The organism is Alkalithermobacter thermoalcaliphilus JW-YL-7 = DSM 7308 (assembly GCA_001584565.1).
Lineage (GTDB): Bacteria > Bacillota > Clostridia > Peptostreptococcales > Peptostreptococcaceae > Alkalithermobacter > Alkalithermobacter thermoalcaliphilus.
In genome coordinates, this window is sequence record LSFY01000001.1 from 1,443,074 (window position 1) to 1,468,704 (window position 25,631).

General features: G+C 29.6%; 30 protein-coding genes and 1 riboswitch. Of the genes, 3 read left to right on the plus strand and 27 right to left on the minus strand.

Going from position 1 to position 25,631, the window contains the following annotated elements; all coding sequences use genetic code 11:
- Window positions 1-15: 15 nt before the first annotated feature.
- On the minus strand, window positions 16-1,191 hold the full coding sequence (locus JWYL7_RS07525; protein ID WP_066071238.1) for a double-cubane-cluster-containing anaerobic reductase: 1,176 nt from the start codon (window positions 1,189-1,191) through the stop codon (window positions 16-18).
- Between the two features lie 195 nt (window positions 1,192-1,386).
- Between JWYL7_RS07525 and JWYL7_RS07530 the strand changes: the two genes are divergently transcribed.
- On the plus strand, window positions 1,387-1,809 hold the full coding sequence (locus tag JWYL7_RS07530) for a DMT family transporter (protein ID WP_066071241.1): 423 nt from the start codon (window positions 1,387-1,389) through the stop codon (window positions 1,807-1,809).
- 12 nt (window positions 1,810-1,821) lie between these two features.
- Window positions 1,822-2,277, plus strand: coding sequence for a DMT family transporter (locus JWYL7_RS07535; protein WP_066071246.1), 456 nt, complete (start codon window positions 1,822-1,824; stop codon window positions 2,275-2,277).
- 29 nt (window positions 2,278-2,306) lie between these two features.
- Here JWYL7_RS07535 and JWYL7_RS07540 read toward each other — a convergent pair whose 3' ends face one another.
- The 19 genes from JWYL7_RS07540 to JWYL7_RS07630 all read right to left on the minus strand — a co-directional run bounded on the left by JWYL7_RS07540 (window position 2,307) and on the right by JWYL7_RS07630 (window position 21,689).
- Window positions 2,307-3,050, minus strand: a complete 744-nt coding sequence (locus JWYL7_RS07540) for an SIMPL domain-containing protein (RefSeq protein ID WP_066071249.1) — start codon at window positions 3,048-3,050, stop codon at window positions 2,307-2,309.
- 25 nt (window positions 3,051-3,075) lie between these two features.
- Window positions 3,076-3,702 (minus strand): immunoglobulin-like domain-containing protein, encoded by a 627-nt coding sequence (locus JWYL7_RS07545; protein WP_066071252.1) that lies wholly within the window; start codon window positions 3,700-3,702, stop codon window positions 3,076-3,078.
- Window positions 3,695-4,219, minus strand: coding sequence for an RNA polymerase sigma factor (locus JWYL7_RS07550; protein ID WP_072280205.1), 525 nt, complete (start codon window positions 4,217-4,219; stop codon window positions 3,695-3,697). Before JWYL7_RS07550 ends, JWYL7_RS07545 begins: the two co-directional genes overlap by 8 nt.
- A gap of 113 nt (window positions 4,220-4,332) precedes the next feature.
- Entirely contained in the window at window positions 4,333-5,124 is a 792-nt protein-coding gene (locus tag JWYL7_RS07555) for an endonuclease/exonuclease/phosphatase family protein (protein ID WP_066071255.1), read from the minus strand.
- Window positions 5,125-5,131: 7 nt separating this feature from the next.
- Window positions 5,132-6,778: a PTS transporter subunit IIBC gene (locus tag JWYL7_RS07560; RefSeq protein WP_066071258.1), complete on the minus strand. Its 1,647-nt coding sequence runs from the start codon at window positions 6,776-6,778 to the stop codon at window positions 5,132-5,134.
- Window positions 6,779-6,791: 13 nt separating this feature from the next.
- Entirely contained in the window at window positions 6,792-8,450 is a 1,659-nt protein-coding gene (locus tag JWYL7_RS07565) for a glycoside hydrolase family 13 protein (RefSeq protein ID WP_066071261.1), read from the minus strand.
- A gap of 189 nt (window positions 8,451-8,639) precedes the next feature.
- Window positions 8,640-9,422, minus strand: a complete 783-nt coding sequence (locus JWYL7_RS07570) for a polysaccharide deacetylase family protein (RefSeq protein WP_066071264.1) — start codon at window positions 9,420-9,422, stop codon at window positions 8,640-8,642.
- Between the two features lie 84 nt (window positions 9,423-9,506).
- Window positions 9,507-10,058 (minus strand): peptide-methionine (S)-S-oxide reductase MsrA, encoded by a 552-nt coding sequence (gene msrA, locus JWYL7_RS07575; RefSeq protein ID WP_066071267.1) that lies wholly within the window; start codon window positions 10,056-10,058, stop codon window positions 9,507-9,509.
- Window positions 10,059-10,131: 73 nt separating this feature from the next.
- Window positions 10,132-11,034 (minus strand): succinate--CoA ligase subunit alpha, encoded by a 903-nt coding sequence (sucD, locus tag JWYL7_RS07580; RefSeq protein ID WP_066071270.1) that lies wholly within the window; start codon window positions 11,032-11,034, stop codon window positions 10,132-10,134.
- A 181-nt stretch (window positions 11,035-11,215) separates the two neighbouring features.
- Window positions 11,216-12,400, minus strand: coding sequence for an RNA-guided endonuclease InsQ/TnpB family protein (locus JWYL7_RS07585; RefSeq protein WP_066071273.1), 1,185 nt, complete (start codon window positions 12,398-12,400; stop codon window positions 11,216-11,218).
- A complete protein-coding gene (locus tag JWYL7_RS07590; protein WP_066071275.1) occupies window positions 12,384-13,001 on the minus strand; it encodes an IS607 family transposase in 618 nt (205 codons plus the stop codon). The genes JWYL7_RS07585 and JWYL7_RS07590 overlap by 17 nt, the downstream gene beginning before the upstream one ends.
- Before the next feature lie 104 nt (window positions 13,002-13,105).
- Window positions 13,106-14,266 carry an ADP-forming succinate--CoA ligase subunit beta gene (sucC, locus tag JWYL7_RS07595; RefSeq protein ID WP_066071277.1) on the minus strand — a complete coding sequence of 387 codons (1,161 nt, stop codon included), beginning with the start codon at window positions 14,264-14,266 and terminating at the stop codon, window positions 13,106-13,108.
- 15 nt (window positions 14,267-14,281) lie between these two features.
- Window positions 14,282-15,451, minus strand: a complete 1,170-nt coding sequence (locus tag JWYL7_RS07600; protein WP_066071279.1) for an aspartate-alanine antiporter-like transporter — start codon at window positions 15,449-15,451, stop codon at window positions 14,282-14,284.
- Between the two features lie 171 nt (window positions 15,452-15,622).
- Window positions 15,623-15,802, minus strand: a riboswitch (cobalamin riboswitch).
- Window positions 15,803-15,855: 53 nt separating this feature from the next.
- Window positions 15,856-16,683 carry a Nif3-like dinuclear metal center hexameric protein gene (locus JWYL7_RS07605; protein WP_066071282.1) on the minus strand — a complete coding sequence of 276 codons (828 nt, stop codon included), beginning with the start codon at window positions 16,681-16,683 and terminating at the stop codon, window positions 15,856-15,858.
- A 110-nt stretch (window positions 16,684-16,793) separates the two neighbouring features.
- On the minus strand, window positions 16,794-17,786 hold the full coding sequence (locus JWYL7_RS07610; protein ID WP_066071285.1) for a DUF3048 domain-containing protein: 993 nt from the start codon (window positions 17,784-17,786) through the stop codon (window positions 16,794-16,796).
- Window positions 17,787-17,815: 29 nt separating this feature from the next.
- On the minus strand, window positions 17,816-18,520 hold the full coding sequence (locus tag JWYL7_RS07615) for an SDR family oxidoreductase (protein ID WP_066071288.1): 705 nt from the start codon (window positions 18,518-18,520) through the stop codon (window positions 17,816-17,818).
- A 131-nt stretch (window positions 18,521-18,651) separates the two neighbouring features.
- Window positions 18,652-19,437 carry a heterodisulfide reductase-related iron-sulfur binding cluster gene (locus tag JWYL7_RS07620; protein WP_066071291.1) on the minus strand — a complete coding sequence of 262 codons (786 nt, stop codon included), beginning with the start codon at window positions 19,435-19,437 and terminating at the stop codon, window positions 18,652-18,654.
- Window positions 19,437-21,230, minus strand: coding sequence for an FAD-dependent oxidoreductase (locus tag JWYL7_RS07625; RefSeq protein ID WP_066071295.1), 1,794 nt, complete (start codon window positions 21,228-21,230; stop codon window positions 19,437-19,439). Before JWYL7_RS07625 ends, JWYL7_RS07620 begins: the two co-directional genes overlap by 1 nt.
- Window positions 21,231-21,356: 126 nt before the next feature.
- Window positions 21,357-21,689, minus strand: a complete 333-nt coding sequence (locus JWYL7_RS07630) for a hypothetical protein (protein ID WP_066071298.1) — start codon at window positions 21,687-21,689, stop codon at window positions 21,357-21,359.
- Window positions 21,690-21,811: 122 nt separating this feature from the next.
- On the opposite strand from JWYL7_RS07630, the gene JWYL7_RS07635 reads away from it, so the two are divergent.
- Window positions 21,812-22,309, plus strand: coding sequence for a cupin domain-containing protein (locus JWYL7_RS07635; RefSeq protein ID WP_066071301.1), 498 nt, complete (start codon window positions 21,812-21,814; stop codon window positions 22,307-22,309).
- A gap of 92 nt (window positions 22,310-22,401) precedes the next feature.
- On the opposite strand, the gene JWYL7_RS07640 is transcribed toward JWYL7_RS07635, so the two are convergent.
- From JWYL7_RS07640 to JWYL7_RS07665, 7 genes are all read right to left on the minus strand, one after another.
- Window positions 22,402-22,731, minus strand: a complete 330-nt coding sequence (locus JWYL7_RS07640) for an ABC transporter permease (RefSeq protein WP_072280206.1) — start codon at window positions 22,729-22,731, stop codon at window positions 22,402-22,404.
- A gap of 38 nt (window positions 22,732-22,769) precedes the next feature.
- Complete coding sequence (locus JWYL7_RS07645; RefSeq protein WP_066071307.1) at window positions 22,770-22,961, minus strand: hypothetical protein; 192 nt, start codon at window positions 22,959-22,961, stop codon at window positions 22,770-22,772.
- Window positions 22,962-23,028: 67 nt separating this feature from the next.
- Entirely contained in the window at window positions 23,029-23,379 is a 351-nt protein-coding gene (locus JWYL7_RS07650; protein ID WP_066071310.1) for a DUF8042 domain-containing protein, read from the minus strand.
- Between the two features lie 471 nt (window positions 23,380-23,850).
- Window positions 23,851-24,147, minus strand: a complete 297-nt coding sequence (locus tag JWYL7_RS07655; protein WP_066071312.1) for a hypothetical protein — start codon at window positions 24,145-24,147, stop codon at window positions 23,851-23,853.
- Window positions 24,148-24,319: 172 nt separating this feature from the next.
- The gene (locus JWYL7_RS07660) at window positions 24,320-24,634 is read right to left on the minus strand and encodes a hypothetical protein (protein WP_066071315.1); all 315 of its coding nucleotides are present in this window, start codon (window positions 24,632-24,634) and stop codon (window positions 24,320-24,322) included.
- An 11-nt stretch (window positions 24,635-24,645) separates the two neighbouring features.
- Complete coding sequence (locus JWYL7_RS10585) at window positions 24,646-24,795, minus strand: hypothetical protein (RefSeq protein ID WP_161937493.1); 150 nt, start codon at window positions 24,793-24,795, stop codon at window positions 24,646-24,648.
- A gap of 167 nt (window positions 24,796-24,962) precedes the next feature.
- Window positions 24,963-25,304, minus strand: coding sequence for a hypothetical protein (locus tag JWYL7_RS07665; RefSeq protein WP_149683684.1), 342 nt, complete (start codon window positions 25,302-25,304; stop codon window positions 24,963-24,965).
- Window positions 25,305-25,631: the final 327 nt, after the last annotated feature.

The window sequence follows — 25,631 nt, forward strand, 5'->3', positions numbered from 1 at the left end:
AACAACATTCCTTTACTAAATAGTTGAGTATCCTTTTTCTTTCGATGAAATTAATGTTTCTAGGAATGCTTCTATTCTTACCTTTAACTGACCAATATCTGAATCAGAATAATCTGTTTCTATTTGGATAAACGGCAGATCTAATTTTTCCTTAACAAAGTTTTTAACAACAAAAGATTCTATATTATATGTATGACATGCTTGCCATGTCAAATCTACAACCCCATCTACTTGGTATTCTTTTGCTAGTCTTTCTATTAAATCTAACCTTCCATTATTTGACATCATGCATGAACAAGGCGTTGATAAGTATTTTTCTGCTAAAGCTGTTATAGGATCTTTCTCTTCATCAACTAAAACATCTAATCCTTTGTATCCTGTACAGTTTTCTAGTGCTACAACACTTGCTCCAGATTCTTCTAGTATTTTTAAAACTTTCTCTGATCCACTTCCTATAGGACATCCTGTTAGTAATATACGAGGTGCATCTTCATCAAATGCATATATTCCTTTTTCCATCTGCTCTTGAACTTCACTAATTAAATTTTCAATTATCTCTATTCCTGCTTGTTTATCTACATTGAATCCTTTTAACCATTGAGCTAACATCATATCCATTCCAGTCATTGGAGCTGGTTTATGTGCATTTAACTGATGTAATCTTTTCATAACTTCTCTTTCTTTATTCATTAGTTTTATAGCTTCTTTTAGTTTTTCTTCTGTAATTTTTACATTAAACTTATCTTCTAAAAATTCTATGAAACGAACCATCTCTCTTTTCCAAAGATGCAAAGCTTCTTCTCCTTGTGCTGTTTGTGGAAGATTCATTATATGCATAGGCTTTATTTTACCCATTAATTCATACATTTTCTTTTTTCCATCACAAGTTGTTTCTGCTAGTAAAACGTCTGAAAAATAAAAATAAGGACATTTATCTGTAATTGCAAAACCATAACTTGATTTTATTAAAGGACATAAATTTCTTGGAAGATCTTTTTCAGCATCTTCTATAGGCTCTTGCTTTGTTCCACAAAGTGTTACAGCAATTGCTCCTGCTGCTAAAGCTATTTCTTGTGGAGAGAACACACAGTACATACCTACAACTTTTTTTCCTTGTTCGCTAGCTTCTTTTACTTTTACAGCGTTAATACCCCTTAATTCTTCTACTTTTTCCATAAGCTTTGGTCTCATTTTTTATCCCCCTTGTAACTCCTATTTTTGTCTAGTTTATAATAAAATAAATGTATGTACAATAATTGCTAATGTGTTTATTTATTGAAAATTCTTATAGGTTTTTATATTTTTATAGATAAACATTTATACTCTTTGCAATTATACTTACTTTTGTGGTAAATTAAATGTTGAGGGTTTAAGGAGGGAAATATTATGAATAATTTAATCTCATGTATTATAGGCGGTTTGATATCAATTATGGTAATGTTTAACGGAACATTATCTAATGCCTATGGAGGCTATATGTCAAATGTAATAATTCATTCAGTTGGTCTTTTGTGCATAATCTTTATACTAATTTTTACTAGATCAAAACTTAGAATCGATTTTAAATTACCTCTTTACCTATACAGCGGTGGTGCTATAGGCGTTTTTACTATTCTTTTTAATAACTTGACATTTCCTGTTTTAGGTGTATCAATTCCTCTTGCTTTAGGACTTTTAGGACAATCCGTTTTTTCTATTGTAATAGATCATTTTGGCCTATTTGGACTAGAAACTATAAAGTTTGAAAAGCGAAAATTGATAGGTTTATCTTTTATAGCCTTAGGAATTTTTGTAATGACATTTTTTTAGTGGAGGTAATTTATGATTTATATAATAATGTCTATTTTAGCTGGGGTTTGTGTTGTTTTATCTAGAATTGTAAACTTTAAACTATCACAAAGAGTAGGTCTTTTTCAAAGTACTTTCTTTAATTATATGGTAGGATTAATTTTTTCAATTATATTCTTATTTATAAATAGTAATACTTTAAATATATCTATTAAGCGTTTACCGCTTTGGGCTTACTTTGGTGGAGCTATGGGTGTTTTGATAGTTGTTTTGTTTAGCTATATAACTCCTAAAATATCATCATTTTATTTAACACTATTTGTATTCATAGGTCAAATATTTGTAGGAATTATAATCGACTACATTAGTCTAAACACATTATCAATTGGTAAAATAGTTGGAGGAGTTTTAGTACTAATCGGACTATTCTATAACCTAAGATTAGATAACCCTTCTTGTCAAGAGAATATTCCTTTAGAAGAAATATAGTGATGTGTATTTTCACATCACTATATATTTTAGTAATTATACTCAACAGTTACAACAGCTTTTATCTCTAGTTGTCCTTGATATACTGGAGTAGAACTTTCTACAGTATCCATAGCTTTATAGCTTCTCTCATATGCAATATATGACGGAGAAGAATTTTCTATTATCTTACTTGGAGTAGACAATTTCACCCCTAAGCTCTCACTTATAGCAGTAGCTTTTCCTTTTGCATTTTCAACTGATTTTTTTAGTGCTTCCTTATAATATTTTTCTGTGTTACTAATTCCAAAAGATATACTATCTATTAAGTTAGCATCACTTTTTGATACAGCATCTAAAATTATCCCTACTTTATCTACATTTTTAATAGTTACTCTGACCATATTTCTAACAGAATATCCTACAATCTTAGGTTGATTAGATTTATCAAAATTGTAGTTGTATTCTGGATAAATGCTGTATTCTATAGTTTTTATATCTTCATCTTTTATACCATGTTTTTTAAGTTCTGATATTACTCTATTCATCTTTTGAGTATTTTCAGATTGTGCTATCTTAGCATCCTTATTTTGTACATAAACCCCTAAATTTATATAAGCTACATCAGGCTTAACACTTACACTCCCTTCCCCAACTACACTTATTAGATTTTGGATAGAGCCTTGATTTTGAGCATCTGTAATTTTTGCCTTAGATAAGTTACCAGCATAAAAGAAACCTATCATCGATAATGTTATTGCTGAAATGATTATTAAACTCTTAATTTTCTTCATTATATACCCTCCTTTTAATTTATATTTAGTAGCTATTAAAGTTTGTAAAATTTCCACCTCTATCAGCTTCAAATTCAATGTATGAGATTATTCTTTGATTATCACTTCCATATGATCTAACAACTCTATACTTACCAGGAGTTATCTTATCTTTAATTATTGAAAGATCTATACTATCTTGAAGTTTTTCTCCTTGCTTTGCTATAAGTGCTATCTCAATAAATGCCAAATCATCAGTTAGGTTAGTCTTTTTCCAATTTCCATTTTCATATTTTTCTATATGAAATCCTACGCCAAAGAATAAATCAGAATCTGTATTATTATTTATAGTAAAATAAATTATTCCTGTTGATTTATCATAGTATATATCAGTTATAAAATCTATATCTACTTTAGCTAAATCAGCATTTTCATAAGTTTGTAACTTTTCCTGTATAGCTACCTTTTGATCCCTTAAATTATTCTTAGAAAAGTTTTGACTTAAACTTATAATAAATATGCAAACTATACCTACTGCAGCTACATAAGTAAATTTATTAAATTTTCTTTGCTTTAATTTCTCTATTTTTTTCATAGTTTTTGATTTAAGCTCATCTGAAACAGTAATGTTATTCAAATTATCATTAAGAGATTTATTTATTTTTTTATCCATCAATATCAATTCCTTTCTTTAAAAATATACTTTTTAGCTCTGCTTTTGCCCTTAATATTCTAGAATTTGCTGCAGATTCAGATATACCTAATACTTTTGCTATTTCCTTTGCTTTCATATCTTTATAGTACTTGAGTAAAATTACATCTTTGTATATATCTGGCAACATTTTGATAACTTCATATATATGATCATAGTCATTAGCTTTGTCATGGTAAATTAGTTTATCTGATAGGTCATTTTCTAAATAAGTAACTTTTTTATTCCAAGAGCTCTTTAGTATATCTTTACATGTATTAATAGCTATTTTTGTTATCCATGTCTTTATATCTGATTTGCCTTTATAACTTGATCTATTTTTGTGTATTTTCACAAATATATCCTGAAACGCATCTTCTGCATCGTCCTTATTTTTCATGTAATACATACAAATTCTTATAACATCGTTACCGTATAAGTCAATCAATGTTTCTGTATCTGGTAAATTATCTTTATTCTTAAATAGCTTTACAAGCAAATTCTTCAACTCCCTTTCTTTTTTACCTACTATATATTAGACGATTTAAAAAAGCATTTTTATTCATAAATTTAAAAAAATATAAAGGCCTTCTACTAAAGAAGACCTTTATATTATATATTAACTTGTATTTCTACTCCAAAGTGATCCGATACAACTTCGCCATTTTCACCGTTAAATATTACTTTTGAATAATCTATATTTACAGGTTTATTGACAAATATCATATCAATCCTTAATCCTTGTTTATTTTTCTCCCATCCAGCTATTTTGCCCTTTACAGTTATTCCATCATCTTTTATTTTTGCAATATTATAAGTATCGTAAAGTCCCTTTTTTATCAAGTAATCATATCCCTCACCTTTTGTATGGGCATCGTTATTAAAATCTCCCATAAGAAAAAATAAGTTTTCTTGTTTTGCTTGATTTATAAGGTTATCTACTTGAGATTTAAAAGGTTCTTCTTTATCATCCCACCAACCAAGATGGCATGAGAAAAATGATATGTTTTTTCCTTTATAGTCTATTGTAGATTTTAATATTTTTCTTGTTTTCCAAAAGTTAGTATCATTGCTGTTTGTAACAAAGAAAGAAGTATTCTCAATTACTGGATGCTTTGTCAATATAGCTACTCCTTCTTCATATATATCATATCCTATATGAGAAAAGTCCCAATTTAAGCTATATTCATCTACTGTAAGTTTTTTTAATTCATCTAAAAGTAAAAGGGCAAAATTATCTTCTTTTATATTCTTATATACAATTCCTTTATTTATCGACTGACTAACTTCTTGCAAAGCTATAACATCATACTTTTTTTGTTTTATAACTTTTGCTATATATTTTATTTTATCTATTTGATTTTCTTCTTGCCATGAATGACAGTTTAAAGTCAAAAGTTTCATAATTTTATTACACTCCTAGTGCATCTTGTATATCAGATTTTAAAACATCTGCCTTAGGCCCGTATATCACTTGAACTCCTTTATCTTTAATTATTAGTCCTAAAGCTCCTGTTTCTTTCCATTTCTTTTCGCTAGCAACTAGATCTGTTTGTTTTACAGTTACTCTAAGTCTTGTCATACAAGCATCTACATCTAGTATATTTTCTTCTCCTCCAAGCAGTTTTATTACTTCTGTTGCTAATGAATCTTTTAGTTCATCTTTGCTTAATTGTTTTTCACCTTCTTCTGATTCTATATAGTTTCCACAACGACCAGGAGTTGGTATATTAAATTTCTTTATAAGTATATTAAATGCTACAAAATTAAATCCAAAGAATATAAAACATGTAACTATAAAGTTTACTAAATCTTTTAAAAGTCCTGCTTGTATAATCATAGGAGTTCTAGTTAAAAACTCTATAAATCCAAATGCATGAATACGAAGACTAATTATATCAGCAACTGCAAATCCTAGTCCTGTTATAATAGCATATACTAAATATAGTATTGGTGAAATAAACATAAACATAAATTCAATCGGTTCTGTAACTCCAGTTAAAAATACTGCTAATGCTGCTGATAAAAACATTGGTTTATATTTATCTTTTTTATCTTTATCTACATTCATATACATAGCTAATGCTATACCTATTAATGATGCTGTAGAGGCTATTACTTGCCCTACTTTAAATCTTGCCGGAACAACAGTTGATAATAAATTGTTGTACGATGAAATATCTCCCATAGCTTTTAAGTTATTTAGATCTGTAATCCATGCAAACCATAAAGGATCTTGACCTGATACTATCTGGCCAATTTTTTCTCCTGTTAATATTGCATAAGTTCCCCCTAGCTCTGTATAGTTCATAGGAATCGTTAACATATGATGAAGACCAAAAGGTAATAATAAACGCTCTAGTGTTCCAAATACAAATGGTGCAATAATTGGAGCACTATCTTTTGAAGTTGCAATCCAACGACCAAATCCATTTAGCACACTTTGTATAAAAGGCCAGAATAAAGATAAAATTATAGCTGAAATTGTTGATCCTAATATTACAACAAAAGGAACAAAACGTTTGCCATTGAAAAATGATAATGCCTTTGGTAATTTGTCAAAGTTATAGTATTTATTATAAAGCGTAGCACCTAAAAATCCTGATATTATACCTACAAATACCCCCATATTAAGTGCAGGAGCTCCAAGGATAGAAGTAAAGTAGTCTTTAACTACTAAACTTCCTGCAAGTAAAGAGTGTACAGTAGCTTGACTGTCAGATAACATTGAGCTATTAACACCATAAATTGCTCCTGTTATACGGTTAATAAGTATAAAAGCTAGCAGTGCTGCAAATCCTCCACCAGCACGTTCTTTTGCCCAAGAACCTCCTATTGCTACTGCAAACAATACATTTAAATTTACAATAATACCCCAACCTATATCCTCCATAACTCTAGCAATTATTGAAACTGTATTTAAATCTGCACCAACCATACCTATTAGTTTACCAATAGAAATCATAAGACCTGCAGCTGGCATAACTGCAACTACAACTAACAATGCTTTACCAAACTTTTGCCAAAAATCAAAAGATATTATCTTAGACTTATTCATTTTCTATACCTCCTTATAAACTATAAACTCTTGCCTCAAATGGTTTTAGTGTAAATTGTTTTATAGGTTCATGCTTTTTAACATCATAATTAGAAAGCATAAGATTATCATATTCTAAAATTTCGTCATATTTATAATTAGCTTCTTTATCTGTTAGATTACATATAATTATAATCTTCTTATCATCTAACCTGCGAGTATATGCGTATATCTGAGGATGTTTTTCTAATATTAAATTGTATTTTCCATATACTAAAACTTCATTTTCTTTCTTTAATCTAATCATTTTCTTATAAAAATTAAGTATTGAACTTGGATCTTTTTGTTGTTTTTCTACATTTATATCTTTGTAATTAGGGTTTACTTTAATCCAAGGATTTCCATTTGTAAATCCAGCATTTAACGAACTATCCCATTGCATAGGAGTACGAGCATTATCCCTTGATGTTGCCCAGATTATTTTCATTATATCTTCATGTAAAACTCCTTCTTCTGTTTTTATCTTATACATATTCTTAGTTCTTACATCGTTATATTCTTGTATACTATCAAACTTAACATTTGTCATCCCAATTTCCTGACCCTGATATATAAATGGTGTTCCCTGCATCATAAAATACATAACCCCTAAACAAGTTGCACTTTCTCTCCAATACTTTGTATCATTTCCCCATGTAGAAACTATTCTAGGGATATCATGATTTTCTATATAAAGAGCATTCCAACCATCCTTATAAAGTCCTTCTTGCCATTTTGTTAATATCTCTTTAAGTTTTACAATATCTAGCTTTTTCCCTTTTTCTCCATCCCATAAAGATAAATGCTCAAATTGAAATACCATATTAAACTTTCCTTCTTTTTCTCCTACCCAAAGATGAGCATCTTCTATCTTAACTCCATTTGCTTCTCCAACTGTCATTATGTCATACTTTGCAAAAGTATTTTCTTTTAGATCTTTTAAATACTCATGTATCCCCTCTACATTCATGTGCTTATCAAAAGATGGAACATATCTTAATTTTTTAGGATTAGGCATATCTTTTAATCCTTCTTCTTTTTTTATATGACTTATAGCATCAACTCTAAAGCCATCTATCCCTTTATCTAGCCACCAATTTATCATATCGTATATGGCGCTACGCATATTTTTGTTTTCCCAGTTAAGATCTGGCTGTTTTTTTGAAAACAGATGTAAAAAGTATTGATCTGTTTTTTCATCATATTCCCATGCAGATCCACCAAAAATACTTTCCCAATTGTTTGGTTCTTTTCCATTCTTTCCGTCACGCCATATATACCAATCTCTCTTTGGATTATCTTTTGATGATCTTGATTCTATAAACCAAGGATGTTCATCGCTTGTATGATTTATAACAAGGTCTATTATTAACTTCATACCTCTTTTGTGAACTTCTTTTAATAGTTCATCAAAATCATCCATAGTTCCAAACTCTTCCATGATATCTTGATAATCACTTATATCATATCCATTATCATCATTTGGAGATTTATACATAGGACAAATCCAAATAACATCTATTCCTAAGTCTTTTAAATAATCTAATTTCGATATAATTCCTTTTAGATCCCCTATACCATCTCCATTTGAATCCATGAAACTTCTTGGATATATTTGATATGCAACTGACTCTTTCCACCATTTTTTTGTCATGATATCTTTCCTTTCCTTTATTTAATTTGTGCAATCGATTGCATAGTCTCTAAAATAATAACTTCTCTGCAATGCAAACGGTTGCATAGAAGTCTAAAAAAAAATATTAACTATGCTTATAAATTTACTAGATTTTTAATATAAAGTCAATTATTTTTTGTAAATTTATCTTTATTAATATTTTATATATTAATAGTCTATCTGTGAGAAAAGTTTGAAAATATATCCATTTTCTTTTAAATATTTTATAATTTTTTCTAAAGATTCAGGTGTATTAATTTTTGATGAATTATCATGCATCAATATAACTAATTTTTCTCTACCTTTAGATGTTTCTATAAATCTTTCAAATAATTCATCTACTGTTTTGTTTTCTTTTTCTGAATCTCCATTTAAACAGTTCCAGTCTACATAGCTATATCCAGCATTATTTAGCTCAATTTTAAAATCTTTAAGATCTTTTCCTGATGATCCTCCTGGAAATCTAACTACATTAAAATCATAAGTTTCTCCTAATATTGACTTTATTATTTCATCACATTTTTTTACACTATCGATAAAGTTTTGACTATTTTTATAAATATCTCTAAAATTATGTGAATAAGTATGATTTCCTACATTATGACCTTCTTCATACATTCGTTTTATGATACCACTGTTTTTCTGTGCATTTTCTCCTACTACAAAAAAAGTAGCTTTTATTTCATTTTCTTTTAATATATCTAATATTTTTGGGGTTATATTTTTAGATGGACCATCATCAAATGTTAAGTAAGCTATTTTTTGACCATCTTTTTTATAAATTTTATCTAGTTTTTCTTGGTCAACTATTAAACTTTTTGGACTTTCTACTACATCATTTTCTATGTTTTCTTCTATTTCTTTGATTTGCTTGTTATCTATTTTATGATCTTGACAAGCACCTGTTACAAGTAATAGAAAGATTATTGCTAAAGCTTTTATAACTTTCATAAATTCCCTCCATATAACAAAATTATTACCCCTAATTAGTATAACAAAAAAATCCTCTAGTATTACCTAGAGGATTTTTTTAAATTATTCAAATAAATCCCAGTATTCATCTCCCCAATATTTTTTTATAAATTCATCTCTTCCTGAAATTTTTCTATCTTCTTTATATTCAACAGGATTTTTTTTATAGTAGTCTTGGTGATATTCTTCTGCATCATAAAATGTTGTAGCTGGAAGTATTCTTGTAACTATTGGGTCTTGGAACCTGCCTGATTCTTCTAACTCTTTTTTTGACTTTTCAGCCTTTTTTCTTTGTTCATCAGTTGTATAGAAAATAGCACTTCTATAAGAAGGTCCCCTATCGTGAAACTGTCCATTATCATCTGTTGGGTCTATTTGCATCCAGTAAGCTTTTAATAACTTATCATAGCTTATTATATTGGGATCATAAGTTATTTTCACTGCCTCATAATGCCCAGATGTTTGAGATTTGACATCTTCATATGTTGGATTTTCTTTATGCCCACCTATATAACCTGACTTTACTTCGATAATTCCATCTAGTACGTGAAATGGTGAAACCATACACCAAAAGCACCCACCAGCAAAAATTGCAGTTTCATATCTAGTATTCATTCCTATTCCCTTCCCCCTCATATACTATCTTTAAATAATTATATCAAAAAAGATAGGCAAAAGCCTATCTTTTTTAACCTAAGTACTCACTTTTCCAAATATTGTTCTGTTTTAAAACTTTGACTAATGTCTCTCCTATTTGAGTAGGATTTTCAGCCATGTGTATTCCACACTCTTTCATAACCTTTATTTTTTCATAAGCTGTACCTTCTCCCCCTGAAATAATAGCTCCTGCATGCCCCATTCTTTTTCCTTTAGGAGCCGTTTTTCCACTTATAAATCCTACTATTGGTTTTTTCATATTCTCTTTTGCCCAAAGTGCAGCTTTTTCTTCAGCATTTCCTCCTATTTCACCGATCATTACAACAGCATCTGTTTCATCATCTTCATTAAAAGCTTTTAATACATCTATAAAATTTGTTCCATTAACAGGATCTCCACCGATTCCAACTGCACTTGACTGACCTATCCCTCTTTGAGTTAGTTGATATACTGCTTCATAAGTTAAAGTACCAGATCGAGAAACAACTCCTATTCTACCTTTTTTGTGTATATATCCTGGCATAATACCTATTTTACATTCACCAGGAGTTATTATTCCTGGACAATTTGGCCCTATAAGTCTAGTTTTCTTTCCTTCCATATACCTTTTTACAACTATCATATCATTTATAGGTATATGTTCTGTAATACAAATTACTAGATCTAAATTAGCATCTACCGCCTCTAAAATAGAATCTGCTGCAAATTTTGCAGGAACATATATAACAGAAACATTAGCTCCTGTGTTTGATGCTGCTTCCTTTACTGTATTAAATACAGGAACACCCTCAACTTTTGTTCCTTTTTTTCCCGGAGTTACACCAGCAACTATATTCGTTCCATATTCTAACATTTGCTTTGTATGATAAAGAGCTGTTTTTCCTGTGATACCTTGAACTATTACCTTTGTATTTTTATCCACCCATATACTCATTATATCCGTTACAGAAAACTTATAAAACTCTATAAAGTTCTTGTCAAACCTTATAAAAGTTTACGTTTCCTTCCTTGTTCATCGTGTTCAGTTTCACATAAGCTACTCCTGTTTATTTAACACTCCGAAGGCTTAAATTCCCGACTAACGAATCGGTACATATCAATAACTGCTTTAGGTGCTATGCTATTGATTTACCATAATTTTTTAGGTTTATACTTGCATTTAAGTCTCTATCTATTTCATAGCCACATTCATCGCATATAAATTTTCTTTCTGATAAAGAAAGTTTGTTTTTTAAAGCACCACATATGCTACAAGTTTTAGATGAAGGATAGAATGTATCTGCAAGTATAAATTTAATACCACTTAAGGCACATTTATATTCCATTTGTCTTTTAAATTCGTAAAATAGCTGCTCTTGTATTGCTTTAGATAATTTTCTATTTTTTAGCATCCCACAAGTATTTAAGTTTTCTATAACTACATATTCTGGCTTGGCTTTCACCAAAGATGTAGTTATCTGATGAATATAATTATGCCTTATGTTTTTAAGCTTTCTTCTCATTTTTAAAACAAGGAATTCTAACTTTTTTATATTGTTAGTTTTTCTGTAACGGTATTCACCTCCGTTCATTTGAATTTTATTTAACTCATATTTTTTAGACAACTTACGTTGTAATCTTTTAAGTCTTTTCTCTAACTTCTTAACTTTACTTGATTTGTTTATATTCTTGAACTTCTGTCCACTGCTTATAACAGCTAAATCCTTTACTCCTAAATCTATTCCTATACCTTCAGTATAGTCTTTATTTTTTATTTCAGCTTCTTCTACTCCTATTGTCAAGTACCAATTGAGTCCATCAAATACTATTCTCGGATTAGAATATTTTATTTTTTCTCCAATTGGTATTCTGCCTTTTTCAGCAAGTTTAATCCAGTTAAACTTTTGTTTGTTTTTCTTTTTACTGTTAGTCAGTTTTTCTAACTTAACATGTGTATCTGTAATTTTTATTTTTTCTGTATCTACATAAAAACTTGGCTTACTTTTCTTTTTTGACTTAAACTTAGGAAAGTTTGCTCTACCTTCAAAGAAGTTTTTATATGCAATACCGGCATCTTTTATGGCTTGTTTTGTTATATTATTTGAGTAATTGTTAAGCCAAGCATATTCTTTTTGTTTTTTTAATTGTGTTAATCTTTTTCTAAGCTCGCAATCACCTAAAAACTTACCATCATTTTTATAGTTTTCTTGCTGTGTTGCTAACGCAAAGTTATATGCCCATCTTGCAACTGAAGCACACTCAGATAATTTTGTTCGTTGTTTATTGTTAGGTAAAAGCATTACTTTATAAGTCTTTATCATCTTCTAATAGCACCTTAATCATTTTCTTGGCTTTATTTGCTTTTTTACCTTGTAGTTTGCAACTAAAAACTGTTATTATTTGTATTAAATCTTCTACAAGTTCTTGTTCTTCAGTTTTTTCTGTATTGTCTATTACTTCAATGCTTGTTCCATACTTTGAACACAAATTTTCTATTAACTCATATCCAGATCTAACAAGTCTATCTTTGTAAAGAATAACTATTTTTTCTACTTCATTGTTTGTAATCATATCGATAAGTTTGTTTAATCCTTGCTTATTGTAATTTATTGCACTTCCTATATCAGTTATAATTTCAAACTGATAACCTTTTGCTATCATATATTCTTTAACATATTGTATTTGTCTTTCTAAATCATCTTTTTGCTTATTGCTTGATACTCTACAATAACCTATGATTTTTCTCTCGTGTTTAACATTTTTTATACCAAGAAAATGATTAAGTTGTTCCTGTGAATAATATCTAAATCCTGATGGTGCAACGTGTGCAGGTTTTAATACACCAGTTTTATCCCAATTTCTTAATGTTTGTTCTGTTTTGCCTATTAATTTAGCAAATTGTCCTATGCTATAATATTTCATTAATATCACCTCTATATACAATATTACCATAAAAATTATAAATTATATATAGAGTTTTGCAAGTTTTTATAAATTTATTTTAACTGTTATAAGCCCCCTACCTTCTAGCTAACTAGCTTTATTATTTTACTTGCACCTTCATCCATTGTAGATACTGAAACTATACTTAAGTTTGAATTTTCTAGTATCTGTCTACCTAACTCTACATTAGTTCCTTCTAATCTTACAACTAATGGAACACTTAAATTTACTTGTTTTGCTGCATTTACAATTCCATTTGCTATTACATCGCACTTCATTATTCCCCCAAATATATTTACAAATATTCCTTTAACTTTATCATCTGATAAAAGTATCTTAAATGCATTAGTTACATTTTCCTCTGTTGCTCCTCCACCTACATCTAAAAAGTTTGCAGGCTCTCCGCCATAGAATTTTATAATATCCATAGTCGCCATTGCCAATCCAGCACCATTTACCATACAGCCTATGTTTCCATCTAAAGCAATGTAGGCTAACCCATATTCTGATGCTTTTGCTTCCTTTTCATCTTCCTCACTTAAATCTCTATATTCAAGTATATCTTTGTTTCTAAAAAGAGCATTTTGATCAAAATTGAGCTTAGCATCTAAAGCTACAATCTTATCATCTTTAGTTACAACTAAAGGATTTATTTCTGCTAAAGTACAGTCTTTATCTATAAAGCACTTGTATAGATTAATCATCAGATCAGAAGCTACCTCAACTAACTCTGACTTTATATTTATATTAAAGCACAACCTTCTAGCTTGAAATTTAGTAAGCCCTGTTAGTGGATCTATCACTTCTTTATGTATCTTTTCAGGAGTTTGAGCTGCTACCTGTTCAATATCACATCCTCCTTCTTCAGATGCCATAATTACTACCTTTGAACTTTCTCTATCTAGCGTTAAAGCTACGTAATATTCTTTATCAATATCGCATCCTTCTTCTATCAAAACTGCCTTAACTTCTTTTCCCTGTGGCCCTGTTTGATAAGTTACTAATTTTTTTCCTAATAATTCTTTTGAATATTTTTCTACCTCATCTATTGTCTTAGCTATCTTAACTCCGCCTGCTTTTCCTCTTCCCCCTGCATGAATTTGGGCTTTAACAACAGCTATATCTGTTTCTATCTGCCAAGCAGCTTTTTGTGCATCTTTTGCATCATATATTACTGTACCCTTTGGAACTGGTATGTTGTATTTTTTCAATACCTCTTTGGCTTGATACTCATGTATATTCATATTTTCCCTCCACCTTTATATTTTGAATAAGATATTGGTAAACAATATCATAAAAAACAGTGCAAACGGATATGTGGCTCCATAAGCTACGGTTACTTCATCACTTTCTAATGCCTCAATAGAAGATGCTAATCCAGGTGTACTAGTCATTCCTCCACATATTCCCCCTACTAAATTTACTGTATTTAACTTTAATATATACTTTCCTACTAAATATCCTACTAATATACTAACTAATGCTGTAGCCATACCCATTATTAAAAGTTGAACTCCTGATGTTTTAATAAGAGTTAATGCATTATATCCATAGTTTAATCCTACAATAGATAAAAACATATTTAATGAAATATCTCTAACTACAGCTAACTGCCCTTTATTCATATCGAAATTCAAAAAACCTATTTTTTTAATATCTCCAAGGATCAAGGCACTCATCAAAACTCCACCTGTAGATCCTAATGAAAAATATCCTAAATAACTTCCTAAATATATATTAATTTCACCTAATACAATTCCTAATAGGCACACCATAGCAAATGAAATTATGCAAAAGTTAGATTCTTTAATTTTTTCATTATTTCTATTTAAATCAGCTTCTTTTATATGATTTTTTTCTTTAGAATACTTTCCAAGTAACTGAACAAATAAAATAACTGATACAACTCCAGGTATATATGAAATTGAATAACCAAGCCCTACCATAGCTTGAGCTTCTTCTCCTAAAAGCTTTGCAGATTCCATAGCTGTTGCAAGTCCTGGAGAGCTTGTCAATGCTCCAACATATGTACCTATTATAGAGCTTTTTAAATTTGTCAAAAACTTTGAAAATATCAATGTAGATAATGCTCCAGAAAATGTTATTGTAAAGGCTAAAAATATAAATCTATAACCATTTTCTTTTATGACTCTTCTTATATTTTTTGATGCTAATAGCCCAACTGAAGCTATAAAGCCTATAAGACTTAAACTAAATACATCTGATGATATGAATGAACTTTTTACTAGTGATGGATAATTGTTTTGAAGATAAATTGTTACAAAATAACTTATAAATATACCTACAAACAATCCTCCTGAACTTCCTAGCTTCACATTTTTGTAACTAATTTTTCCAACTAATTGCCCCACAAATATACTTACACACATAAGTAAGAGTGGATTTGATAAAAGTGCTCCAAAATTCATGTTTGATCCCTCCGTTTTTTCAAAAAAATAACTCGGAAAAACCTTGCTAAGTTACTCCGAGCATACTTGTGCATAAAAAAATCCTTTCTAATCAGAAAGGCATTATCAACAAAGCATAGCACAAATTTACTACACCCCAAAATAACACCTCCTCATCCTCGTGAGTACTAAGCAGCGTTGTTACTATTGGCAGGTCTCCTGACTTAGGAATAACAAGCTTTACACCTTCCCATGCATAGCACAGTGGTATTTGTAAAGCTCTATCCATCACAGTGGCGGGACCGTGTCGGAATTTCACCGAACTTCCCTTTTAAGCGATCATATGATCACACCAATAGCCTCTGTATTTAATTTTCAACTTGACTATATCATTTATTATTGTGATATGTCAAGAAAAATAAAGTCTATTTTGGATCAATAACTCCACTCATTCTTATTACTTCAAGTCCTTTTTCTTCTAGTGCTTTTATAAATTCATTAATTCCTACAGAGTCTGATGCCATATGTCCTGCAACTATTACATTTCCTATATTTTGCTCTTTTACTGCTTTTATTACATCTTCAGGCATATGCATGCATATTAAAGTTCCTACTCCTGCTTCAAAATACGCTTTAGCTACTGCTGCTCCTCCACCAGTACCACCAGCCATTGTTACAAATACTTTTCCTGCAAAATCATCTTTGCTTCCTACACGAATAACAGGTTTTGCTAAAGTTTTCTGATATTCTGGTAGTTCTTCTAATGCCTTAATTACATCATCTAAAGTAGCCTTTGGATTATCTTTTAATCTTTCATCTAAATGCGATTGAACCTTATTTTCTGCCAATATATCAGTTGGTGTATGTACTCCCATAAAAGGCATATTTAAAAGCTTAGCAGCAGAAACTACTCTATCATAATTTGTAACGTGTAAAGCTCTTTCTACTTGCCCAACTTTTTCTGCTAAAGCCTTTTGAGCCTTATTTATAGGTACCCCTGCTTTAACCATTCTGTCTATTTGAGATTTCATAACTTTATGAAGGTTTATAGCTGCTTTACCACCTTTAGGGTGATGAGTTATTACTAAATCTACTCCCAACTCTCTAGCAAGCATCATTTCAGCTAGCTCCATGTCTACACCTATTGCTACTTTTTTTATATTTTCTCCTTCTACTATAATCCCAGAATCTTCAGGCACTTCAGTTAGTCCAGCTTTCTCAAGTGCTATATCCATAATTTCTTTAGTATTCATAATACCCCTCCTCCTGTTTTTTATCTTAACAATATTATAACATTACACGAAAAATTTTTCATTAAATGTTTAAAATATTTTATATGTTAAAAATATTTTTTATGGTTAAATCAATATATAACCTGTGACTTATTATCTATAATATAAATCCAGCTATTTCCCTTTAATAAATTAACTCTAAGTCCCTTTTCATTTCTTATGTCAAAATGGTCAGTTTCTCTTTCTTTAACCCATGTTACTTTTTCAACTTTTCCACCCTTAAATAAAAGTCCATTTCCTCTACCTAAGATTCTTACATCTACGTGTTTTGATTCATTATTTAAATCTTTTATATCCGTAAATAAAACTAATACATTACTCACATTTATCTGTTTATTATTTAATATATCTATATCTTCTTTCCCATCTTGAAATCTAAGATATTTTCCATCCTCATACCTAAATTCTGAATAAGTATATTTACTAGGAATTATTTTTATAATACTAGCACTTTCTAAAGATGTATCTATACTTTCATCAAAGTTCATATTGAAATTATATCTATTTGTATATCCATTTTTAGATATATAATCCCTTAACTTATCAGATGATGTATATAGATTATGAGGAGCTTTTCTATCTTTTGATCTAAAAAAGTAAGAGCTATTATACATTTCATTTATGCTTTTTAGATTCTTTCTTTTTATAAGATCAATAGCTTGATTACTACCTCCACAGTGAGCAAATGGAATATCAAATGCAACTGTTATATCTTGAATATATGGCCTTGTGCTTCTTACTGGCCCAATTTTTTCTACATCTTTTGAAAAAAGTGCTAAATATCTCGTTATTCCTCCTTCAACTAATGTTTCAAATACTATATCTGCTGAAGATAAACCACTGTGAGGCCTTGCCATTTTAGAGTTTTCTATAATTACAAAAAAAGGAATCTTTTCTTGTTCTATATCTTCACCAGTGAATATATTTTTTAGATATTCCTTTGTATCTTCTATTATTATTTCATTTTCTGTATCTAATTTTTCTTCTAAAGTTTGATCTTGCTTATTACATCCTGACAGTATAAATACTGTAACTAAAGTTAAAGCTAAAAGTAACCTTTTCATTTTAGACCTCCTATTTTTATATTGCTTAGCTATATGTATATCATTTTTCTAGTCATGCCACCATCAATAGTAATATTTTGTCCATTAATAAAATCATTCTCCTCCTGACTTAAAAATATACAAGCTCTAGCTATATCCTCTGGCTTTCCAACTCTTCCAGATGGATGCTGTTTGTGATCTTCATAAGTTAATTCATTGTAATTATAATTTTCAATCCATCCAGGACTAATACAATTTACAGTAATGTTGTAATCAGAAAGACTTACAGCTAATGCATGGGTTATAGATACAATTCCACCTTTTGAAGCACTATAACTTTCTGTATTTTTCTCGCTCATCAGATATCTTGTAGATGAAATATTTATTATTCTTCCATATTTTCCTTTGTTATTTTTCCTCATTCTCGCAAATTCTCTAGAAGTTATAAATACACTTGTTAAATTAGTTGTAATAATCTTTTGAAAGTCTTCTGTTTTTGTTTCTAAAAGTGATGTACTTTGTCCTACTCCTACATTATTAATCAATATATCTATATCTTCAAATTTTAAATGTATATCTTTCATCATATCTTCAACTTCATGTACTTTTGAAAAATCAACTTTATACCAATAATCTGCATATTTACATTCCTGTATATCAGCTACTATAACTAAATATCCATTTTTCTTGTATTCCTTACCAATAGCTTCTCCAATGCCTTTAGCCCCACCTGTGACTAAAACTTTTTTAACCATAATTTCTCCTTTCACCCCAATATATTTTCTTTATAATCTGCAATTATTCTACAAAATATTCTTTAATTCCTTCTTTTTTTACTTTTGAAGCTGTATTCTAGAAAAAAATAAGACCTGATAAAAATCAGGCCTTATTTAAGTGCTTTTTTAATTCCTACTTTAGATTTGTAACGGTTAATCCAAGATTTAACAGGAGATGATAGTACATCTTCTGGTGGAGCATCTTTTGAGTATACTACTGGTCCCCAAATTAAATCTAGAATATGCCAAGCTTTTGATCCACCTTTAAGAATAGAAGATCTACAAGCCGAACAATAAACAACTACATACTCACTATCTAAAGTTTCTACACGACGTTTCATAACTTTCTCAGCTACTTGAGGATTTGCTGGAACTACCATTCCTCCAAAACCACAGCATCTTGTATTTTCTCTTGAATACTTAGATTCTATATATTTATATCCTAATTCGTCTAATATCCATCTAACTCCATCTTGAAGCTCTTTTAAATGACGAGTTGAACAAGAATCGTGTATAGTAAACACTACATCGCTATCTTTTGCTTTATTTTTTAATTCTTTAGGAAGACCTATAATAGGTAGTATCTCCCAAAGTGAGTGCGTTGGAGTTGGACTTGCCTCATCGAAAGTTAATTTACAACTTTGACAAGCTACTATCATTTCTTCAATTTTTACATCATCCATATCTTTTTGAAGATCAGCAAATCTTTCTTTAAAAAGCTCATATTGTCCAACTGCTTTTGTTGGTTTTCCGCAGCATTTTTGAACTGCTGAAAATTTAGGAAATACAGAGCTTAAATATTCTATAGTTTTTACAACAGCTTCTGGACTATAAGATGGTAAACTACATCCAGGCATAAATCCATAACGTTTATTTTTATCTATTTTTATGCTCATTATTTTTTACCTCCTAGCACTTTAGTAGTAAACAGTTTAGAAAATCCTAGTAACTGATGCATTTTTATAGCTTTGTGACCTTTCATTGGTGACTCACCATCGTTTGCTTTAACAAAGTCTTTTCTTGAACCTATAAATATATCTTTCATAGGAAGTTTATGTGGACATACAATTGTACAGTTGTCACATCCATTACATGAATATGCTAATAAAGCTTCCATTTTACCTTCTTTAGCTAATCCTTCTAAAATTTCCTTTGGACAGCTTCCAAATTCATTCATCATAACACATTCTCTCATACAAAGCTTACACTCACATTTTAAACAACGAGACGCTTCTTCGATTGCTTGATCTTCTGTAAAACCAAGGTCGCACTGCTCAAAATCCTTCTTACGTTCTTGTGCTGGTCTCATATTAGTGTGTAGTCTTTGCTTATCTTCAGTTCCTTCTGGTAAAGGTATTTCTAATTTTGTTTCATATGCCCATTCATATTTAAAGTCTCTATCAGCTTTTAAGTCTATGTTATTAAGATATCTATCTATACTTATAGCAGCTTTTCTTCCTAAAGCCATAGCTTCGATAACAATGGCACCACCTGCTGCATCTCCTGCCACGAATACATTTTCTATTTTTGTTGCAAGTGTATCTTTATCTACTTCGTATCTTCCACCTCTTGTTTGAACTAAAGCACCATCTGTAATATCTTCTACTAACTGACCAGTTGCCATAATTACAGTATCCACTTCTATAACTTTAGGTTCTCCTTCATATTGAGGGTTGAATCTTCCTTCTTTATCAAATATAGATTTTACTTTTTGAATCTTAATACCTGCAACTTTTCCGTCCTTTTCTATAATCTCAATTGGTCCCCAACCAGCATTGAAAACAACGCCTTCTTCTAATGATTCATGTATTTCTTCTTTTGATGCAGGTAGGTTATCAAAATCTTCTAATGAACATTGATAAACTTCACTAGCACCTATTCTCCATGAAGAACGTGCACAGTCCATAGCAACGTCTCCACCACCGATTACCATAATTCTTTTTCCTGCTCTATCAAACTTTCTAGTTAAACTTATTTCTTTTAGATATTCAACTGCAGAGTATACCCCTTCAGCCTTATGACCTGGAATAGGTATTATGTTTCCTTTGTGTGCTCCATGAGCAAGTAATACTGCATCAAATTTTTCTGTTAATTCTTTAAAAGTTATATCTTTTCCTACTTCAACTCCAAGTTTAAATTCAACACCAAGCTTATTTAAATAGCTATATTCATGATCTATAATATGTCTAGGTAACCTGTATTCTGGAATACCTACTCTCATCATTCCACCAACTACATTTAACTTATCAAATATAGTTACAGAGTGACCTTTTTTTCTAAGATCTATTGCAGCTTGAGCCCCTGCTGGACCTGCTCCAACTATTGCAACTTTTTTTCCAGTTGGATCTGCTGTTTTTATATCCCAAATAGACTCATTATCTGCCTTTTCTGCTGCAAATCTTTTTAGGGCAGCTATAGCAATTGGCTGGTTAAATTCTACTCCTCTTCTACAATCTTTCTCGCACGGATGAGCACAAATTCTACCTAATGTATTAGGTAAAAATAGTTTTTCTCTAATTACTTTTATCGCTTCATCATATTTTTTTTGTGCAATTAAATTAACATACTTTTTTACATCTGTACTCATTGGACATCTGCTTTGACAATATGCATCTTCAAGCCCCATACATTCATCTACTATCTTCTGAGCGTTTTTTATAACTCCTTCACTAAAAGTTACTTTATTCACACCAATCATCCTTCCCTAAATTATAGATGTATACTTATATAATTTTATAACAAAAAAGCATTGTTAAATAATAAATATTCTTTATAGTGCATAAGAATAATCTGTTGTAGTTAATGGTTTAACAGATTATTTATTTAGATCTACTATAACATTCCAAAGATCTTTCAAGAAAAACTCAATTTCATCTTGTTCATCATATATTAGGAAAGTTTTATCTTGGTGTTTGTCACTTTCTACTATATCTATAACTTTATCGATATTATCATTCAAACATATTAGATACACAACCTTATTTGATAAGTCATCTAGTTGCTTTATCTTTAAATCATCTCCTACACAGACTAATATAAATTCACTATTTGATAGGTTATTTATACAGTGATAGCCGTGTATAGACTCATCTTTTAATTTATGTATCTTAAATCCGTAATTTTCTATATACTGAAGAACTTTGTTCATTTTTTTCTCACTCCTTTTTATTTTAATTTATCACAATAAGGACCTTTTTTCCGTGAAGATAATCACAAAATTTTATATATTTCATATAGTAGTTTTAGAGAACAATGAAAGGAATGAGGTATATGTATAAATATCCATATTACTATTATTTTATGTATAATCCATATAACTTTTATAGAATGTATCCTTATCACTATAATAATAACAGCATAAAACTAAAAGATTATGGCCCTGAGCCGTTTGTTGTCAATATAGAAAAAGCTACTAAACAAAATGAAACTTTTAGAACTGCTCTTTGGACAGGAGAGTATTTACAAGTTACCGTTATGAGTATAGAGCCAGGAGATGATATAGGATTAGAAGTTCATGAAGATGGAGATCAGTTTATAAGAATAGAAGAAGGTGAAGCTTTAGTTTTAATGGGAGATACTGAAGATGATCTAGATTTTGAAGAAAGAGTTTATGAAGACTTTGCAATAATGATACCTGCTGGCAAATGGCACAATGTAATTAATATAGGAAATAAACCTCTTAAAGTATATGTCATATATGCCCCTCCTGAACATCCATTTGGCACTGTTCACGAAACAAAAGAAGATGCTCATCATCATCATGAGTGATTAAAAGAGGAGAGGTTTCTCCTCTTTTTTTCTCTCTTTGCCCTTAGGAGTATTTCTATATATCTGATCTTTTATTGTTAGTGGTATCCCTTTTAAGAGTAGTAGCCTTTCTTCTTGAAAAATATACGCACATTTTTAGGATGACTTAATACTTCTGCCGCTACACTTACCTTCCAGCCTAACCCTAAAGATGTTATAAAAGCTGCTGATACATATGGAGTAATTGATGGTAAATATATTCTCTTTAGAATAACTGTATTCTTAACTTTATATACCTTAGCCATTTGTAAAAGCTTTTTATCTACATTTTTAACTCCTGTTACAACATTTGTCCATATTATAGGAAAACACATTAAAAAACAAATAAAAATTGGAACATTAGAAGATTTAAACCAAATAAGAGCAATAATTATAAAAGACAAAACAGGAGTAGATTTTATTACTGTAACAAACGGACTTATTATATCATAAACATTTCGTAGTCTAATTTTGTTTGATTGTTTTCATTTTTTTCCATTAGCTGTACCATACCCATTCCCGTAGGGCCTTTTAAGGCAGCAACTTTTATTTTTTGTTTTTCAGTTTCTTTATTAGCGCTGCAGCCTACTACTAGGACTGATATGAGTAGTATCATTATTATTTTTTTAAGCATAGAAACAACTCCTTGTGTATTTTCTTGACTATTTATTTTTCTACATATAATGCTAAATTCCTTTATTCTAGGATAAAATATATGGTTTTAGAGTGTTTTCTATTTCCTGTTTCCAATTCTTAAATGCTGGTTCTAAAGTAAACTGCATTATTTCATAAGCCTTTTGTCCTTTAGAAATTTCATATTCTTTTACTATTATATCAAAAGCTTTTCTTAGCTTATCTTCTTTTTCTGATAGATTTTTTATAATTGGTGATATACTTTTTTCTATTTCTGTAAAGGCTTCAATTAGGTCTGTAAGTACTGTTACTGTTGCTTCTATATTAAGCTCTCCTAGTTTAGCTTTTACATAGTCCATTCCTTCTTCCATAGTTTCTAGAAGGTCTAGAGTTTGTTTTATTACTTCTTGATTTAACATATGTCACCTGCTTTCATCTTATTTTATATGAATTTAAACTTTTTATATACTCTTCAATTGTTACTTTTATAAGATCCAATAAACGAATACTCGTATTTTCCATCATCATTGATTCGTCTATTTAATACCTTTTTATTACGATTACTAGAACCTAAATTATCTAAGGCATAATTTGAAAGATTATTAGCTTCTGGATTATTTGTATAACGCTTTAATTCTTTCACTGTAAACCATTATTTTAATTTACCTTGTTTTTGCAATTCTTTTATTTCTTCAAGTATTCCCATTTCTAAAAAACTTTTAAAATCTTTTGGAATTTACAATATGTCTTGTTTATACATTCATAACGTTTAAATTTAATTAAATACCTATAAAAAATATTTTTTATCCAGTAACATATTTTGTTGAATATATTCCCTGGTCTTCATCAAACAACAAGAATATTTTGTCTTATTTCAGTTATTATCCCTATTAATCAAATTTTTCAAATAACTGTACACTTTTACCTGGTGTCCCATCCGATCTAGTATAGTTATATTGTTTGGCTAATGAACGTAAATAAGAATCTTTTTTTACAATTTCTTGACCCATTTTTCTTAATTGACTGTCTGATGGTATGCTTGATAAATTTATTATCTCAAAATAATATTGATAAACGTTAACATAAGCATTAGGAAAAATAGCTTGTACTCCAAGTTCTATATTTTGAGAATGATTTCTTAAATCAGTATTATTTCGATTAGTAACATCTTTTATCCTATATTTCATATCATAACACCCTCTTAATTATATTTTGCAAAGTTTTGATATTTTTATTAATTTGATTAATTTTTATCTTTTAAAATTGCTTCTATTTTCTTACTAAGATTATCAATAGTACATATTATTCCATAGTATCCTCTTTTATTTTTAGATTGATAATTAGCTAATTCAAATTCTTTTATTTCTCCCTTATTTTTTTCTCATTATATATCGAAATTTTTATGTCTAATTCTTCTTCAGTTTCTATTTTTAATCCCCATTTAGCAATATTATTTAATTCTCTAATTTTTTTAATAATCAAGTCATATTGAGAATTGACACCATTATTATATAATTTTAATCCAATATAAATATCTAATATCCTATTTTTTATATCTTCATTATCTATTAGCATTATTTTATCTAGAAATCTGTCATAATACTCTGTTTTAAATTCATATACACCTTCTTTTGTAATTGCCATTTGTTTTGCTAATTGGTAATTCAAATCCATTTCATACTTTACTAATTCAGTAATATTTTTAGCTTCTGCTTTTTCTCTTTTTTATCTAACCATACTTGTGCTAATATACCAAAGAATGCAGCTATTAATGCCCCTATAATTGAGCCCATTAGTGTTTCATGCTTATCAATAAAAGATATAATCGTTCTCATCTTAACACCTATCTTTCAAATATTAAATTAGCCGGAGGATACCTCCCTTGACTCCTTTATTATTATTGTTAAGAGGCTCAATTCCACCAGCCACAAAAATCATATCCTTGGTTGGTTTAGGGGTTTGACTTTGTAATTTTTTCCGTCCTTTTGAGACACTAGTAACGCTATATATTTTTATAGTCTCTATCTCTAAACCAATTAGGATACCCAACATTTTTAAATTTTTCTGAAGAACTATATATTTGATTAAAAAGTTCTTCTATCTTATCTGGTGCATCATCAATACATTTTTTTAAATCCTCTGTATTATAAACCTTCTTATAATTTCCTTTCGAATAATGAATTATTTTATTTCTATATTTGGTAATGCTAATATATTCATCTATTGCTTTTTCCAAAGCTGAATTTGGCATGATTTTAAATTCATATAAATGAGGCAAATACTTTTTCAACTTTTTAGAATTAGTTAAATTAATACCATATGTTGAAGAATCCTCTTCGCTCAATACCTTATATAATATTTTATATTCATTTGCGCTAGCTTCAGTTTCATCCTGATATCCATCTTTATTCTTTTTTTCTAACTCAATTGTTATTAATTTATTTATCCAAGCTTCTACTGAAATGCAGTAGTTAATTAAAGCTGATCTATAAAATCTCCATTTTTAAAATATATCATCTGTTGCCTGAGCCTGCTCTTTGTAAAATAAAGCATCATTAAACATTTCACTAGACATCTGTGTAACAATAATAGAAGCTCCTACACAAACTTCACCCTTCATTTTGCTCCTCCCCATTTTAACAAAGAGTTAGAGAAAATATTTCCCTCACTC